Origin of the sequence: Aeromonas sp. PS2Canimalfood6 (assembly GCF_048276795.1) — a bacterium.
GTDB classification, from domain to species: Bacteria; Pseudomonadota; Gammaproteobacteria; order Enterobacterales; family Aeromonadaceae; genus Aeromonas; species Aeromonas caviae.
Genome location: NZ_JBLUXC010000018.1, coordinates 32,122 through 46,535, shown reverse-complemented (window position 1 = coordinate 46,535; position 14,414 = coordinate 32,122). Strand labels below are relative to the sequence as shown.

Annotated in this window: 12 protein-coding genes; 3 read left to right on the top strand and 9 right to left on the bottom strand. The window is 63.2% G+C overall.

Annotation, left to right across the window (positions count from 1 at the left end; all coding sequences use genetic code 11):
* Positions 1-8 precede the first annotated feature (8 nt).
* The 8 genes from ACNPAA_RS09885 to norV all read right to left on the bottom strand — a co-directional run bounded on the left by ACNPAA_RS09885 (position 9) and on the right by norV (position 9,019).
* Positions 9-1,229 (bottom strand): aromatic amino acid transporter, encoded by a 1,221-nt coding sequence (locus tag ACNPAA_RS09885; RefSeq protein ID WP_049636371.1) that lies wholly within the window; start codon positions 1,227-1,229, stop codon positions 9-11.
* A gap of 198 nt (positions 1,230-1,427) precedes the next feature.
* Positions 1,428-2,642 (bottom strand): aromatic amino acid transporter, encoded by a 1,215-nt coding sequence (locus ACNPAA_RS09880; RefSeq protein ID WP_417891723.1) that lies wholly within the window; start codon positions 2,640-2,642, stop codon positions 1,428-1,430.
* A gap of 70 nt (positions 2,643-2,712) precedes the next feature.
* Positions 2,713-4,179 carry a tryptophanase gene (gene tnaA / locus ACNPAA_RS09875; protein WP_010672391.1) on the bottom strand — a complete coding sequence of 489 codons (1,467 nt, stop codon included), beginning with the start codon at positions 4,177-4,179 and terminating at the stop codon, positions 2,713-2,715.
* Positions 4,180-4,381: 202 nt separating this feature from the next.
* On the bottom strand, positions 4,382-4,453 hold the full coding sequence (gene tnaC, locus ACNPAA_RS09870; protein ID WP_223302601.1) for a tryptophanase leader peptide: 72 nt from the start codon (positions 4,451-4,453) through the stop codon (positions 4,382-4,384).
* Between the two features lie 188 nt (positions 4,454-4,641).
* Positions 4,642-5,859, bottom strand: coding sequence for a 4Fe-4S binding protein (locus ACNPAA_RS09865; RefSeq protein ID WP_109112736.1), 1,218 nt, complete (start codon positions 5,857-5,859; stop codon positions 4,642-4,644).
* A 122-nt stretch (positions 5,860-5,981) separates the two neighbouring features.
* Positions 5,982-6,320 carry a DUF1971 domain-containing protein gene (locus ACNPAA_RS09860; protein WP_041212030.1) on the bottom strand — a complete coding sequence of 113 codons (339 nt, stop codon included), beginning with the start codon at positions 6,318-6,320 and terminating at the stop codon, positions 5,982-5,984.
* A 51-nt stretch (positions 6,321-6,371) separates the two neighbouring features.
* A complete protein-coding gene (gene norW / locus ACNPAA_RS09855) occupies positions 6,372-7,538 on the bottom strand; it encodes an NADH:flavorubredoxin reductase NorW (RefSeq protein WP_279976297.1) in 1,167 nt (388 codons plus the stop codon).
* A complete protein-coding gene (norV, locus tag ACNPAA_RS09850; protein ID WP_279976298.1) occupies positions 7,535-9,019 on the bottom strand; it encodes an anaerobic nitric oxide reductase flavorubredoxin in 1,485 nt (494 codons plus the stop codon). The genes norW and norV overlap by 4 nt, the downstream gene beginning before the upstream one ends.
* Before the next feature lie 170 nt (positions 9,020-9,189).
* Here norV and norR point away from each other — a divergent pair, with 170 nt between their 5' ends.
* Positions 9,190-10,716, top strand: a complete 1,527-nt coding sequence (gene norR, locus ACNPAA_RS09845) for a nitric oxide reductase transcriptional regulator NorR (protein WP_043155422.1) — start codon at positions 9,190-9,192, stop codon at positions 10,714-10,716.
* 83 nt (positions 10,717-10,799) lie between these two features.
* Here norR and ACNPAA_RS09840 read toward each other — a convergent pair whose 3' ends face one another.
* Positions 10,800-11,804, bottom strand: a complete 1,005-nt coding sequence (locus ACNPAA_RS09840) for a substrate-binding domain-containing protein (RefSeq protein WP_010672385.1) — start codon at positions 11,802-11,804, stop codon at positions 10,800-10,802.
* 435 nt (positions 11,805-12,239) lie between these two features.
* Here ACNPAA_RS09840 and ACNPAA_RS09835 point away from each other — a divergent pair, with 435 nt between their 5' ends.
* Complete coding sequence (locus ACNPAA_RS09835; RefSeq protein WP_039041003.1) at positions 12,240-13,361, top strand: branched-chain amino acid ABC transporter substrate-binding protein; 1,122 nt, start codon at positions 12,240-12,242, stop codon at positions 13,359-13,361.
* Positions 13,362-13,427: 66 nt separating this feature from the next.
* Complete coding sequence (livH, locus tag ACNPAA_RS09830) at positions 13,428-14,354, top strand: high-affinity branched-chain amino acid ABC transporter permease LivH (RefSeq protein ID WP_010672383.1); 927 nt, start codon at positions 13,428-13,430, stop codon at positions 14,352-14,354.
* The last annotated feature ends 60 nt before the right edge of the window (positions 14,355-14,414 follow it).

Below are 14,414 nucleotides of genomic sequence, written 5' to 3'. Positions count from 1 at the left end.
GTAACGGCTCAGCCCTTGTAGGCGGGCAGCAGGTCCACCATGTTGAGCAGGTGGAAGGCGGCGGTCAGCACGCCGAACAGGATCACCAGGACGATCATGAAGAGGCCGCCGGGGGCGCGGAAGCCCTCGCCACCTTCTTCGCGCCGGGCCGCCCGCACCTTCCAGGCCAGCAGAGGCGGGATGATGCAGGTCCACAGGGTCGCCACGGCGCCCGCATAGCCGATGGCCACCAGGAAGCCGAACGGGAACAGCAAGGAGAGCACCAGGGGCGGCAGGAAGGTCACCGCCCAGGACTTGGCGCGGCCACCCCGGCTGTTGTCGAACTTGAACAGATCCGCCAGGTAGTCGAACACCCCGAGCCCCACCCCGATGAAGGAGGAGAGGATGGCCGCCATAGAGAAGGCGTTGAGGGCGCTGGCCACCGCCTTGGACTCGATCACCGAACCGAGAGCCTTGAGCAGGGCATCCACGTTGCCCCCCTCCGCGATCACCGGGCCGAACTCGCTGCGGGGCAGGTTGCCAAAGACGCTCACCAGCCAGATGAGGTAAAACGCGAGCGCGATCAGGGTACCCCCCAGAATGGCGCGGCTGGCACGGCGCTCTTCACCGTAGTAGGCGCGCATGGAGGAGACCGAATGGTGGTAGCCGAACGAGGTGAGCGCCACCGGCAGCATCACCAGGGCATAGGGCGCGTAGCTCACTTCGCTGCCCACCCGGTCGAGCAGCAGATCGAGGCGCACGTTCATCGACAGGCCCGAGATGCCGAAGGCAAAGCTCAGCCCCATCAGGATCACCAGCAACACCGAGATGCGGTCCACCGCCCGGGTGGAGTGCCACACCAGCAGGGAGAAGGCCAGGGTAAAGAGCACGGACGCCCACTGGCTGCCCATCCCCGTCATGCCGTTGATGATGAGACCGGCCGAGGTGATGTAGGCATAGAGCAGGATGCCGCCGACGAAGTAGACGCTGAGATTGTTGAGGGCGTTGACCTTCTCCCCCAGCAGATCCCGGGTCACGGTATCGAAGGAGACGCGCAGGGGATAGCCCCGATAGGACTCCAGCAGCATCCAGCCGGAGACCGTCATCACCACCATGGTCAGTGCCACCGCGAGCATGGACCAGAGGGTCCAGGCGCCCGCCCCCGCACTCGGCAGCCCCAGCATGCCGGCCCCCACACAGACGCCGGCAATGATGCATGCCCCGCCCACCAACGATGGTTTCTGTTCCATTACTCCCCCAAACGGATTGTCGACTGGTCACGGCACACTGCCGTGCTTCTCCTGCGTTCGCCACTGCTGGCGCCGGGGGACTTTACCCTGCATGCCTTCGGGTATCAAATCCGGAGGGAAAATGGGGGGAAACGGGCCGGATCCTGCGCCCCATCCGTGGAATATGTTCGGGATGGGGCCAGGTTCAGCACACCAGGGTCAACCGGTGTAGACGGGCAGCAGACCCGCCATGGCCATCAGGTGGAAGATGGCGGTAAGCACCCCGAAGACGATGACGGCCACCACCATGGGCTGGCCGCCGGGGGCCTTGAACCCCGCCTCGTCCGGGGCCAGCTCCCGGGACTTCTTCGCCAGCAGGGCCGGGATGATGCAGGCCCAGACGGTCGCCGCAGCCCCGGCATAGCCGATGGCCACCACGAAGCCGAACGGGAACATCAGGGAGAGCGCCAGGGGGGGCAGGAAGGTCACCGCCCAGGATTTGGCCCGCCCCTGGCGGCTGTTGTCGAACTTGAACAGATCCGCCAGGTAGTCGAACACCCCCAGCCCCACCCCGATGAAGGAGGAAAGGATGGCCGCCATGGAGAAGAGGTTGATGGCCTGGGAGACCTGCCTGGACTCGATCACCGAGGCCAGCGCCCTGAGCAGCACGTCCACGTCGCCCCCCTTGGCGATGACGGGACCGAAGGCGCTGCGGGGCAGGTTGCCGAAGATGCTCAGCAGCCACAGCAGGTAGAGGGCCAGCGCGATCAGGGTGCCCCCCAGGATCGCCTGCTTGGCCTTGTGCTCCTCGCCGTAGTAGGCGCGCATCGAGGCCACCGAATGGTGGTAACCGAAGGAGGTGAGCGCCACCGGCAGCATGGCCAGGGCGTAAGGGGCGCGGCCCAGCTCCTCGGCAAAGGAGTTGAACAGCTTGGCGGTGTCGACCTTGCTGGCAAGCCCGGAGACCCCGAACACGAAACTCAGCACCATGAAGACGATCAGGACGACCGAAATCCTGTCCACCGCCCGGGTCGAATGCCAGACGAACCAGGAGAACACCAGCACGAACAACACCGAGGCCAGCTGGCTATTGATGCCCAGCAGGCCGCCCAGGATGAGACCCGACGAGGTGATGTAGGCATAGAGCAAAATGCCGCCCACGAAATAGACGGTGAGGTTGTTGAAGAGATTGATCCTGTGACCGAGCAGATCCTTGGTCACCGAGTTGAAGGAGGCGGTCAATGCGTAGGGTTTCAGGGCTTCCAGCAGCATCCAGCCTGAAACCGTCATGACGACCATGGTAAGAATGATGGCGAGGGTTGACCAGCTGGTCCAGGCCCCGGCTCCCGCGCTCGGCAGCCCCAGCATGCCGGCACCGACACAGACGCTGGCAATGATGCAGGCCCCTCCGATGACGGACGGTGTTGATGTCATGTGTGTCACTCCAAATCTTTCACAGAGCAGTGAAAAAAAAGGGCACAGAAAAATCTGTGCCCCTGACTCGTTATGCTTCTATCAATTTTTTCTGCGTCTTGCCGGCTGACGGGTCGTTATGCTCGACCTCTTTCAGTCTGGCGGTGAAGTGGCGCAGCACGGCCGGCTCGTAAATGAAGTCCAGCCCCTTCACCCGGTGGGCGTTCTTCTTCACCTCGCCGAAGGCCTCGATGACAAAGTCCATGTGGGTCTGGGTATAGGTGGCACGGGGGATGGTCAGGCGCAGCAGCTCCGCCGGGCAGGGGTGCTGCTTGCCGGTGGCGGGGTCGCGCCCCAGCAGCAGGGAACCTATCTCCACCGCCCGGATGCCGGCGACCTTGTAGAGCTCGCAGGCCAGGGCGTGGGCCGGGAACTGATCCGCCGGGATGTGGGGCAGCAGCTTGCCCGCATCCACGAAGGCCGCATGGCCCCCTGCCTGCTGGCACACCACGCCGATGGCCTCCAGCCCGTCCACCAGGTACTGCACCTGGCCGATGCGATAGGCCAGCCAGTCCTGGCGCATGCCGTCTCGCAGGCCCACCGCCAGGCGCTCCATGGCGCCCCCTTCCAGGCCGCCATAGGTCGGGAAGCCCTCCTGCACCACGCACAGGGTGCGGCACTCGGTGTAGACGTCCAGCATGCTGTCATCCTTGAAGCACAGCAGCCCCCCCATCTGCACCATGGCATCCTTCTTCGCCGACATGGCGAGGCCGTCGGCGTACTTGTAGGACTCCCTGGTGATCTCCTCGATGGTCCAGTTCGCGTAGCCGGGCTCCCGCTGCTGGATGAAGTAGGCGTTCTCGGCGAAGCGGGCGGAGTCCATGATGACGGGGATGTCGTACTTTCTGGCGATCTCGTACACCGCCTTCAGGTTGGCAATGGAGACCGGCTGCCCCCCGGCGGAGTTGCAGGTGATGGTGCTGACGATGTAGGGCACGTTGGCGGGGCCCGCCTCCAGGATGGCCTCTTCCAGCTTCACCAGATCGAAGTTGCCCTTGAAGTCGGCGGTGACCGAGGTATCGAACGCCTCCCTGGTGTAGACGTTCTTCGCCACGCAGCAGTTGATCTGGGTGTGGCCCTGGGTGGTGTCGAAGAAGTAGTTGGAGAGGGCCACCATCTTCTTGCGATCCAGCCCCTTCTCCTGCTCCCGCTTCTTGATGAGCACGGGGATGTAAATCTGCTCGGCGCCGCGCCCCTGGTGAGTGGGGATGGTCAGGGAGTAGCCGAAGATCTCCTGCACCGCCTGTTGCAGGGCATAGTAGCTGCGGCTGCCGCTGTAGGCCTCGTCACCGCGCAGCATGGCGGCCTGCATGTCCTGGGTGATGGCGCCGGTGCCACTGTCGGTCAGCAGGTCGATGAAGACGTCTTCGCTGTCCAGCAGGAAGGGGTTCATGCCCGCCCGGACAATCGCCTCTTCCCGATAGGCACGGGTGGTGCGCTTGACCGGCTCGATGACACGAATACGGAAGGGTTCGGGCAGATGCTTGAAGTTTTCCATAATATAAACACCCCAGATTTAAATATTTAGAATGAGTCTCTTCCCCCGCCGAAAATAGAATCTCCGGCAGGTGGGAAATATTGGGAAATGGGTGCACGACATCGCCTCGCCAGAATAAACGGCGAAGATAGGTGCAGCTATTTCAGTTCAGGAATGGAGGCGGGCTAGTGGCATGGTAGGCATGCCGCGCCGCCGCGGGGAATTACAGCGGGAAGAAGAACGCGATCTTATGGTCCAGGGTAAACCACTTGGGATAGCTGACCTTGATATTCATGTTGTTGCTCATCCAATTGATATTAACAACGCCAAATAACAGTACCCATTATGGTGGGGAGCGCTATATGATCAATTGCAATATGAGCAAAGTGGGATGGCGCTAACAATTTGGCGGGGGATTTTTATACAGCTTTTATCGCCAATCCGAAAGATCCCCCCATCATCCACCTTTTGCCCTTTCCCCCCTCAGTGGCTCAACCAGGGCAGCCGCTGCAACAGCTCGTAGCGGTCAGGGATCGGTGTCTGGCTGACCCAGAGATCCAGCAAGCCGTAAGCGAGCAGCGGCAACACCAGCAGCAACAGACAGAGCAGCCCCAGCAGTTGGCGGGAGGCGAGTCGCTGCCCTTGCGTGCCAAGATGCAGGGCATCGGCCCGCTTGGGGCAGGCGGCCACGCAGCTCTGGCAACCGGTACACTCGAGGCTCTGCACCGCGATGAGCTGGTGCACCTGGATGCGCGAGGGGCAGGCCCGGCTGCACTTGTCGCAGTCGTGGCCCAGGCTTCGCAGGCAGCGGGCCGGGTCGCGGCGAATGCGCACTGGGGTCAGCAGGCCGAGCAGGGCGAACCAGGCGCCATAGGGACAGAGGTAGCGACAGAACCCTTGCCGGAAGGTGGCGGTGAGCAGCAGCACCCAGCCAAGGCACAGGCCCGAGATCAGGGTCAGGTTGAAGAAGAAGGCCCCCATCTTCATGTCCGCCGCCTGATGGTAGGGGCTGGCAAGGTAGCCGGGCAGGGCGGCGGCGGGTACCGCCAGCAATATGATGAAGAGCAGAAAGGCGAGCACCAGAAACTTCTGGCCGCGCAACACGGCATCGAGCCAGCGCGGCGGGGTCCACTCCCCCGGCAACAGGCGCGAGCGCAGGCCGTGCAGCCACTCCCCCACCAGCCCGAGCGGGCAGAACCAGGCACAAAACGCCCGACCCAGCAGCAGGGCCGACAGGGAGAGCACCAGCACGGTGACGGTGGCCGCCGGGTGATGGGGGTCCGTCAGCCCCTGCCCGAGCCAGGCCCGCAGCCCGAGACCACCTGCGATGGGCAGGAAACCGTCCACCACGTCAGGGCGTACCAGCCAGGGGGTCATCCCCAGCCCCAACTGTCCGATATGAACAACATATTGAACCGCCACCAACACCCAACACAGCAGCAATAGCTGCCTGGTGGCCGTTCTGAGACGTTGACTGTCTATGTGGGCCAGCATGAGTAGGGGGCGATAGCGCAGCCAGAGCGCCAGAGTCGTGGCCACCAGCCCCAGTGCGAGCCAGAGTACCGAATCCGCCACCAGCAGCCAGAGCGCGGCGGCCAACAGCAGAGAGAGCGTCCAGCCCCAACCGCTGCGGCCCTGCCACAACAACAGAACCAGATAGACCAGACCCGAGGTCATGGTCAGGGCTTCCAACAGGCTCATGTTTCCCTCACTGTGCTCATCCGAATCGAGGGGGTAGGATAACCAACATCTGAGTTGATGATTTTGATCTGCATGGGCAGAGGGGGCATTTGCCCGCTCCGCCCCCTCAGCCTTAAACCCCGTTATTTGCGGCTGTGGAACAGCGGCTGGTCGGATTCGGCCTGCTCGGCCCAGAAGTGGATGTTGAAGCGGGCATCCTCCGACAGCTCAACCCTGTGCCAGTACTGGGGCGGGCTGGTGGCAAACTCCCCGGCCCGGATCACCAGGCTCACCTCGGGCTCCTCGGCCTGTTCGTCGGCAAAGCCGTGATAGGTGACGGTTCCCTCCATCACGCAGAGCTGGCCGAACACCCCGGCCGCGGTGTTGTGGTGGGTGAGCAGGGCCTGGGGCACATTCTGGCGGGTGAAAAAGGGGGTGGAACGGCGTACCACCCAGTGAGACGGGATCAGTTGCATGGCCATATCGGTTCTCCTCGAGTGGCCGGGTCAGCCCGGCCTTCGGCTATTAATGGTTCAACGGGGCAGCTGACGCAGCAGCGGGAAGGCGGCGCTCATCTGGTCGCCCCCCACCACGAAGCCGCACAGCTTGCCATCTTCGCCGTGCGCCTCGGCCACCATGCCGTGGCTGTTCCAGCGGCACTGCCAGGCGAGATCTTCACCCCGGGTACGACCCGCCAGTTGCAGCGGGTAGCGCGGCGTCTTCACCTTCACCAGCATGGGCGGCAGGGCCAGCGGGGTCGGTGTGCCGAGCAGGGTGCGCGCCAGCGCATTGGCCCCCAGCACTATGGGTTGCAGGAAGGGGAGCAGCTGACCTTGCCACTGCACGCAATCCCCCAGGGCGAAGATGTGGGGATCGCTGGTCTGCAGCCGATCATCGACCAGGATGCCGCGCTCCACTGCCAGCCCGGCCCCACGGGCCAGGGCCTGATTCGGCCGCAGGCCGATCGCGGCGATCACCAGATCCTGCTCGCTGATGCGCCCATCGGTCAGGGTGACGCGCCAGCCATCCCCCGGCTGGGCATCTATCCTGGCGAGACCCGTCCCGAACTGCAGACTGACCCCCTGGGTGCGCAGGGCCTGTTGCAGCGGCTCGGTCAGGGCGGCGGGCAGCAGGGCGCTTAAGGGGCTGTCGGCCAGATCCACCAGTGTCACCTCTTTTCCTGCGCTCGCCATGTCCATCGCCAGCTCGCAGCCGATGAGCCCCGCCCCCAGCACCAGGATGCGGCGGGCCTGGCGCAGTTGCGCCTCGATGGCGGCGAACTCCTGCTGGCTGTTGAGGGTGACCAGGGATTCGCTGCCCGGCAGATCGGGGCGCGCCGCACTGGCACCGGTGGCCAGCACCAGCTGGCCGTAGGGGAATTCCCCTCGTTCGGTCAGCACCAACCGCCGGGCTGGGTCGATGCCGAGTACCGGGCAGTGGGGCAGCAGCGCAATGCGCTGCTGCTCGGCAAAGTCGCTGCCGCTAAGGCGAGTCATGGCCGCGGCAGGGCAGCCCCTACTCACCACGTGGCTCAAGTCGGGCTTGTTGTACTCGTCACCGCTGTCGGCGGTGATGAGGCGGATGGGCTGCTCGGCGTCCAGCTTGCGCAGGCTCTTGACCAGCTGCTGGGCGGCGAAGCCGCTGCCGATCACCACTATCTCTCGGCTGATGCCGGCGTCAGTTTGAATTGCTGCGCTCATACACAGGCCTCCACGGAGCAGGGTTCGAATACCTCCTTGCCGATGCCGCAACCCGGGCAGAGGAAGCTCTCCGGCACCCGGGCCCAGGGGGTGCCCGGCGCCACCAGCTGATCCGGCTCACCCAGCGCCGGGTCATAGACCCACTGGCAGACGGTGCAGAGCATGGCCTGGTCGTCATCCCATTCGGCGGCGGCCGCTGCGGCTTGCGGCTCAACAGCAGGCATCGCGGGGACGGGCGTCACGGTTGTCTGGGTTGTGGTGATCGGGCGGGGTGCGTCCAGCGGGTGCAACGCCCACTGACGGGCGAGCTGGCGGCCGTGTTCGCGGCATTCCGCCAGCGCCGAGCCATCCGGCCGCCACTTGGCCTTGAGGGAGAGGCTGATGTCAAAGCCTGCATCCATCAATCGGGTCTGGATCCGGTCCACCGCACCACCTGTCCAGCCGTAGCTGCCGAAGGCCGAGGCGCGCTTGTTACGGAAGCGCAGGCCGGTGATCTCCTCGAGCATGCCCGCCACCTTGGGCATCATGACGTTGTTCATGGTGGAGGAACCCACCAGTATCCCCTTGGAGCGGAACACCTGGGTCAGGATCTCGTTCTTGTCGTGGCGGGCCACGTTGTAGATCTTCACCGCCACGCCGGGGTCCACCTCGTGGATGCCCTGGGCGATGGCGTCGGCCATCATGCGGGTGTTGTTGGACATGGAGTCGTAGAACAAGGTGATGCGGTCTTCCTGATAGTGGTCGGCCCACTCCAGGTATTTCAGGATGATCTGGGTGGGGTCCTCGCGCCAGACGATGCCGTGGGAGGTGGCCACCATGCTCACCGGCAGGTTGAAGCCCAGCACCTCCTTGATCTTGGCGGTCACCAGCGGGCTGAAGGGGGTGAGGATGTTGGCGTAGTAGCGCTGGCACTGCTCCATCAGCTCGGTCTGATCCACCTCGTCGTTGAACAGGTGCTCGTCGCAGTAGTGCTGGCCGAAGGCGTCGTTGGAGAACAGCACGGCATCTTCTGTCATGTAAGTCATCATGCTGTCGGGCCAGTGCAGCATGGGGGTCTCGATAAATACCAGCTGCTTGCCGTTGCCGATGTCCAGGCTGTCACCGGTCTTGACCGGGTGGAAGTTCCACTCCGGGTGGTGATGATGGCCGGTGATGGAGTCGATGGCGTTGTGGGTGCAGTAGATGGGGGTGCCGGGAATGCGGGCCATCAGCTCGGTCAGGGCGCCGGCGTGATCCTCCTCGGCGTGGTTGATCACCACATAGTCGATGGCGGCGAGATCGATCTCGGCCGCCAGGTTCTGCACGAACTCCCGGCTGAACTTGTGATCGACGGTGTCGATCAGCACGTTTTTCCCTTCGCGGATGAGGTAGCTGTTGTAGCTGGTGCCCTTGTGGGTCTTGTACTCGGTGCCGTGGAAGTCGCGTACCTCCCAGTCCCGTTGGCCGACCCAGTGGATGTTGTTCTTGACGTGAATGCTCATCAGGCAGTTCCTCGAATGCAATAGTGGATGTTCAACTGAACCAGCTATTGCAGCGGACGTGCCAAATTGTAACCCATTGTTTTTAATGGCTTCGCATATCACTCGTTGTCATTAAGACACCACACCTTTATAGTCAAAATCACAAACATACTGTCATTTGGACAATTATCGTGATCTCGACCGACAGCCTGGCGCGCATCGCCCTCGACCTGCAACTCGGCATCTCTCATCAGGACCGCTTCCACCGCCTGATCCAGAGCGTGCGCAGCCTGCTGAACTCCGATGCCTCGGCCCTGCTGCGCTACGAGGGGGGCCAGTTCATTCCGCTGGCCATCGACGGCCTGATGCAGGACGTGCTGGGTCGCCGCTTCGCCCTCAAGGATCACCCACGCCTCGAGGCCATCGCCCGCGCCGGGGATGTGGTGCGCTTCCCTGCCGACAGCGCCCTGCCCGACCCCTATGACGGCCTGCTGCCGGATCACGACGACTTCAAGGTACACGCCTGCGTCGGCCTGCCGCTCTTCTCGGATCAGGCGCTGATCGGCGCCCTGACCATAGACGGCATGAACCCGACCCAGTTCGACGGCATCAGCGACGAGGAGCTGCGGCTGGTGGGGGCCCTGGCCGCCGCCGCCCTCGACAACGCCCTGCTGCTGGAGCGGCTCGCCCGCCAGAGCAGCGAGCCCCTGGTCCCCGGCACCCGGCCCGGCCCTGAGCAGCCGGAGATGATAGGGCACACCCCCGCCATGGCCCGGTTGCGCCACGAGATAGACGTGGTGGCAAGCTCCGAGCTGAACGTGCTGATTTTGGGGGAGACCGGTGTGGGCAAGGAGCTGATCGCCAAGGCGGTGCATGGCGGCTCGCCCCGCGCCCATGCCCCCCTGGTCTACCTCAACTGCGCCGCCCTGCCCGAATCCGTGGCCGAGAGCGAGCTGTTCGGCCACGTGAAGGGGGCCTTCACCGGCGCCATCCACAATCGGGCGGGCAAGTTCGAGCTCGCGGACAAGGGCACTCTGTTTCTCGACGAGATAGGGGAGCTCTCCCTGGCGCTGCAGGCCAAGCTGCTGCGGGTGCTGCAATACGGCGATCTGCAGCGGATCGGTGACGACACCCCGCTCAAGGTGAATGTGCGCATCCTGGCGGCCACCAACCGGGATCTGAAACAGGCGGTGGTCGAGGGGCAGTTTCGGGCCGACCTCTACCACCGGCTGAGCGTCTTCCCGATCCACGCCCCGGCACTGCGGGAACGTCCGGGCGACATTCCCCTGCTGGCCGGTTACTTTTGCGAGCGCTGCCGGCTCGGCCTGGGGCTGGAGCAGCTGCGTATCCAGCCACAAGCGCTGCAACTGCTCGAGCGCCACGACTGGCCCGGCAACGTGCGGGAGCTGGAGCACGCCATCCACCGCGCCGCCGTGCTGGCCAGGGCCGAACAGGGCAGCCCCTCGCCGACCCTGAAACCCCACCACTTCAACCTGGGACCGACGGGCTCATCCCTTCCCGCCGACACCGTCAGCCAGCCCGCCTCCCCGGCCATTGCCGGCCTGGGCCTGCGCGCCGCCACCGATCTGTTCCAGCGCCAACTCATCGAGCAGACCCTGACGGCCCATGACGGCAACTGGGCCGCCAGCGCCCGGGCGCTGGATCTGGACGGCGGCAACCTGCACCGCCTCGCCAGGCGGCTCGGTCTCAAGGCCTGACGCCCCCAGATACGAGAGGGGCCCAAAAACAGAAACCCCCTCGCTGGCGAGGGGGTTTCTTGTTCATGGCACCCGTGGCGCCGTCAGCGCAGGGACTTGACCGAGCGGCGGACGATGAGCTCGGGCTGCACCGTCATGGACTCCACTTCCAGCTCCTTGTTGCGGATCCGGCTCACCAGTTGCTGCACCGCCAGCAGGCCGAGCTCGGCCTTGGGGTGGCGGATGGTGGTGAGCGGCGGGCTGGAGAAGCGCGCCATCTCCACGTCGTCATAGCCGATCATGGAGATATCGTCCGGCACCTTGACCCCGGCCTCCCAGGCGGCGCAGATGGCACCGATGGCCATGGGATCGTCGAAGGCAAAGACCGCGGTCGGGCGAGGGGTGAGGGCCAGGATGCGCTGCATGGCATCGAAGCCGCTCTGGCTCTCGTAGTCCCCTTCGAAGATCTGCTCTTCTTTCAGGGTCATCCCCTGTTCAGCCAGGGCATCGCGCACCCCGTCCAGCCGTTGCTGGGTGGTCGGCTTGGCGAGATGGCCGGTGATGCAGACGATGTTGGTGTGGCCCTGCTCCAGCAGATGGCGCACCGCCAGACGCGCGCCGATGCGGGCGTTGTCGTTTATCACGTTGGCGAAATCGCACTCGTTGCCCCAGTCCAGCACCACTTGCGGCACGTTTTTGTGGATACGCAGCATGTCCCTGAACTGGGTGTCGATATCGGTCCCCAGCACCAGCAGACCGTCGACCCGCTTCTCCATCAGCATGCGCAGATAGTGCTGCTGGCGGGGCGGCTGGTTCTCGGTGTTGCACAGGATCAGGCTGTAACCCTGCTCGAAGCAGTAGGCTTCCACCCCCTGTACCACTTCCGCGAAGAAGGGGTTGGCACTGGTGGTCACCAGCATGCCAATGGTCTTGGTCGAATTGATCTTGAGACTGCGCGCCACCGAGTTGGGCGCGTAGTTCAGCTCTGCCACCGCCTCAAGCACTTTCTGGGTTGCGTCTTCGCTGACCCGACGGGTGTGATTGAGTACATGTGAGACGGTGGAGATGGATACGCCTGCGCGCGAGGCGACATCCTTGATAGTTGCCATCTCTGTCTCCTGAATAACAAAGGCGGAACAGTAGCAGATTTCCCGAATAAAGGCTTGGTTTTAACGGGCGCTGCCAGTGAATTATCAATGCTGGCTAATCTATGCGGTCATTTCTTTTTGCGCAAACGGATTTTGGTCAAAATGAGAGCGGACGCAGAATGAAATATCGTCAGTTTTTTACTCTGGAAATTGTCACCATGACAATTTGTTAACTGTATGTTGCACCATCACAGCGACATTAAACTCCAATAAACAGCAATAAACTGCGTGTTAGTTTCACAAAACCCCTCTCGCGCCTGCTCCGGTTAGTATCTTTAACATCTTGTTATTGCCCGGCGAGGAATGATAGAACCTTATCTATCGCCGGGCTGGCGGGACACAGGCTCGGAATGACGTGCATAAAATGAAACAATTCACTGATTAAGGGACGAATCAATGCATAACTTCAGCAAAATGGCAGTCAGAGCAGCGGTTTCTTTGGCTCTGTTTGGATCAGTTTCCATGGCCAATGCGGCCGATACCATCAAGATCGGCATTGCCGGCCCCCTGACCGGCCCGGTCGCCCAGTACGGTGACATGCAGTTCACCGGCGGCAAGATGGCGGTCGAGCAGATCAACAAGGCGGGCGGCATTAAGGGCAAGCAGATCGAAGCCGTCATCTATGACGATGCCTGCGATCCCAAGCAGGCCGTGGCCATCGCCAACAAGGTGATCAACGACGGCGTCAAGTTCGTGGTCGGCCACCTCTGCTCCGACAACACCCTGCCCGCCTCCGACATCTATGAAGATGAAGGGGTACTGATGGTCACCCCCGCCTCCACCAACCCCAAGATCACCGAGCGCGGTTACCAGCTGACCCTGCGTACCATCGGTCTGGACAGCGACCAGGGCCCGACCGCCGCCAAGTACATCATCGAGCAGGTCAAACCCCAGCGCGTGGCCGTCATCCACGACAAGAAACAGTACGGCGAAGGCATCGCCTCCAGCGTGAAAGCCGCGCTGGACAAGGCAGGCGTCAAGGTCGTTGCCTATGAGGGCATCACCGCCGGCGACAAGGACTTCTCCGCCCTGATCGCCAAGCTGCAAAAAGAGAACGTCGACTTCGTCTACTACGGCGGCTACCACCCGGAGCTGGGTCTGATCCTGCGCCAGGCTGGCGAGAAGGGTCTGAAGGCCAAGTTCATGGGTCCGGAAGGCGTGGGCAACAAGGACATCTCCGCCATCGGCGGCCCAGCTTCCGAAGGCCTGCTGGTGACCCTGCCGAACAAATATGACCTGGTGCCGGCCAACGCCCCCATCGTAGAAGCGTTCAAGGCCAAGGGTCAGGACTCCTCCGGTCCGTTCGTCTGGACCACCTATGCCGCCATGCAGGCCCTGGCGGCCGGTATCGCCAAGGCGGGCGAGGATGATCCGGCTGCCGTCGCTGCCGCCATCAAGGCCGCACCGATCGACACCGTGATGGGCCCCCTGACCTGGGCGCCGAACGGTGACCTGAAAGGCTTCGAATTCGGTGTGTTCCAGTGGCACGCCGACGGTACCTCCACTCAACTCAAATAATCTGCCGGTCGGGGTGACGTGAGTCACCCCTCCTTTCTTTGCGGGCAAGTACACAGGGAACGCGGTATGTCCGAACACCTTCTTTATCTGGTTCAGCAGTTGCTGAACGGATTGACCATAGGCAGCACCTATGCGTTGATCGCCATCGGCTACACCATGGTCTACGGCATCATCGGCATGATCAACTTCGCCCACGGCGAGGTCTACATGATCGGCTCCTATGTCGCCTTCATGGTGATGGCCGGGCTCATGATGATGGGCATCGACAGCACCGTGCTGCTGCTGGGGGGCGCCTTCCTGGTCAGCATCATCATCACCGGCAGCTATGGCTGGTCCATAGAGCGGGTGGCCTATCGTCCACTGCGGGGCGGCAACCGCCTGATCCCCCTCATCTCCGCCATCGGCATGTCGATCTTCCTGCAGAACATGATGCGGATGGCCCAGGGCTCGCGTGACATCGCCATGCCCACTCTGATCTCCGGGGGCTGGACCCTCGGCGGCGAGGATGGCTTCCAGGCCAGCCTCTCCTACATGCAGCTCATCATCTTCGTGGTGACCTTCGTCACCATGCTGGCGTTGACCCAGTTCATCGGCCGCTCCCGCATGGGGCGTGCCTGCCGTGCCTGTTCCGAAGACATCAAGATGGCCAACCTGTTAGGGATAGACACCCACGTGGTCATCTCCATCACCTTCGTGCTGGGGGCCGCCCTGGCCGCCGTCGCGGGGGTGCTGCTCGGCATGTACTACGGTGTCATCAACCCCTATCTCGGCTTCATGGCGGGCTTGAAGGCCTTCACTGCCGCGGTATTGGGCGGCATCGGCAGCATTCCCGGTGCCGTACTGGGCGGCCTGCTGCTCGGCGTGGTGGAAGCGCTCACCGCGGGCTATCTCAGCACCGAGTACAAGGATGTGATGGCGTTCGCCCTGCTCATCTTCGTGTTGCTCTTCATGCCCACCGGCATCCTGGGTCGTCCGGAGGTCGAGAAGGTATGAAAAACCAATCTATGCATGCCCTCGTGCTGCTGTTCATGACCATCACTGGCATTCTCGGCC

Excerpts from the sequence above, each read along its gene's own strand:
- livH (WP_010672383.1), top strand. The coding sequence starts at position 13,428 with ATGTCCGAACACCTTCTTTATCTGGTTCAGCAGTTGCTGAACGGATTG.
- ACNPAA_RS09865 (WP_109112736.1), bottom strand. The coding sequence starts at position 5,859 with ATGAGCCTGTTGGAAGCCCTGACCATGACCTCGGGTCTGGTCTATCTG.
- ACNPAA_RS09840 (WP_010672385.1), bottom strand. The coding sequence starts at position 11,804 with ATGGCAACTATCAAGGATGTCGCCTCGCGCGCAGGCGTATCCATCTCC.
- ACNPAA_RS09835 (WP_039041003.1), top strand. The coding sequence starts at position 12,240 with ATGCATAACTTCAGCAAAATGGCAGTCAGAGCAGCGGTTTCTTTGGCT.
- tnaA (WP_010672391.1), bottom strand. The coding sequence starts at position 4,179 with ATGGAAAACTTCAAGCATCTGCCCGAACCCTTCCGTATTCGTGTCATC.
- ACNPAA_RS09880 (WP_417891723.1), bottom strand. The coding sequence starts at position 2,642 with ATGACATCAACACCGTCCGTCATCGGAGGGGCCTGCATCATTGCCAGC.
- ACNPAA_RS09860 (WP_041212030.1), bottom strand. The coding sequence starts at position 6,320 with ATGGCCATGCAACTGATCCCGTCTCACTGGGTGGTACGCCGTTCCACC.
- ACNPAA_RS09885 (WP_049636371.1), bottom strand. The coding sequence starts at position 1,229 with ATGGAACAGAAACCATCGTTGGTGGGCGGGGCATGCATCATTGCCGGC.
- norV (WP_279976298.1), bottom strand. The coding sequence starts at position 9,019 with ATGAGCATTCACGTCAAGAACAACATCCACTGGGTCGGCCAACGGGAC.
- norW (WP_279976297.1), bottom strand. The coding sequence starts at position 7,538 with ATGAGCGCAGCAATTCAAACTGACGCCGGCATCAGCCGAGAGATAGTG.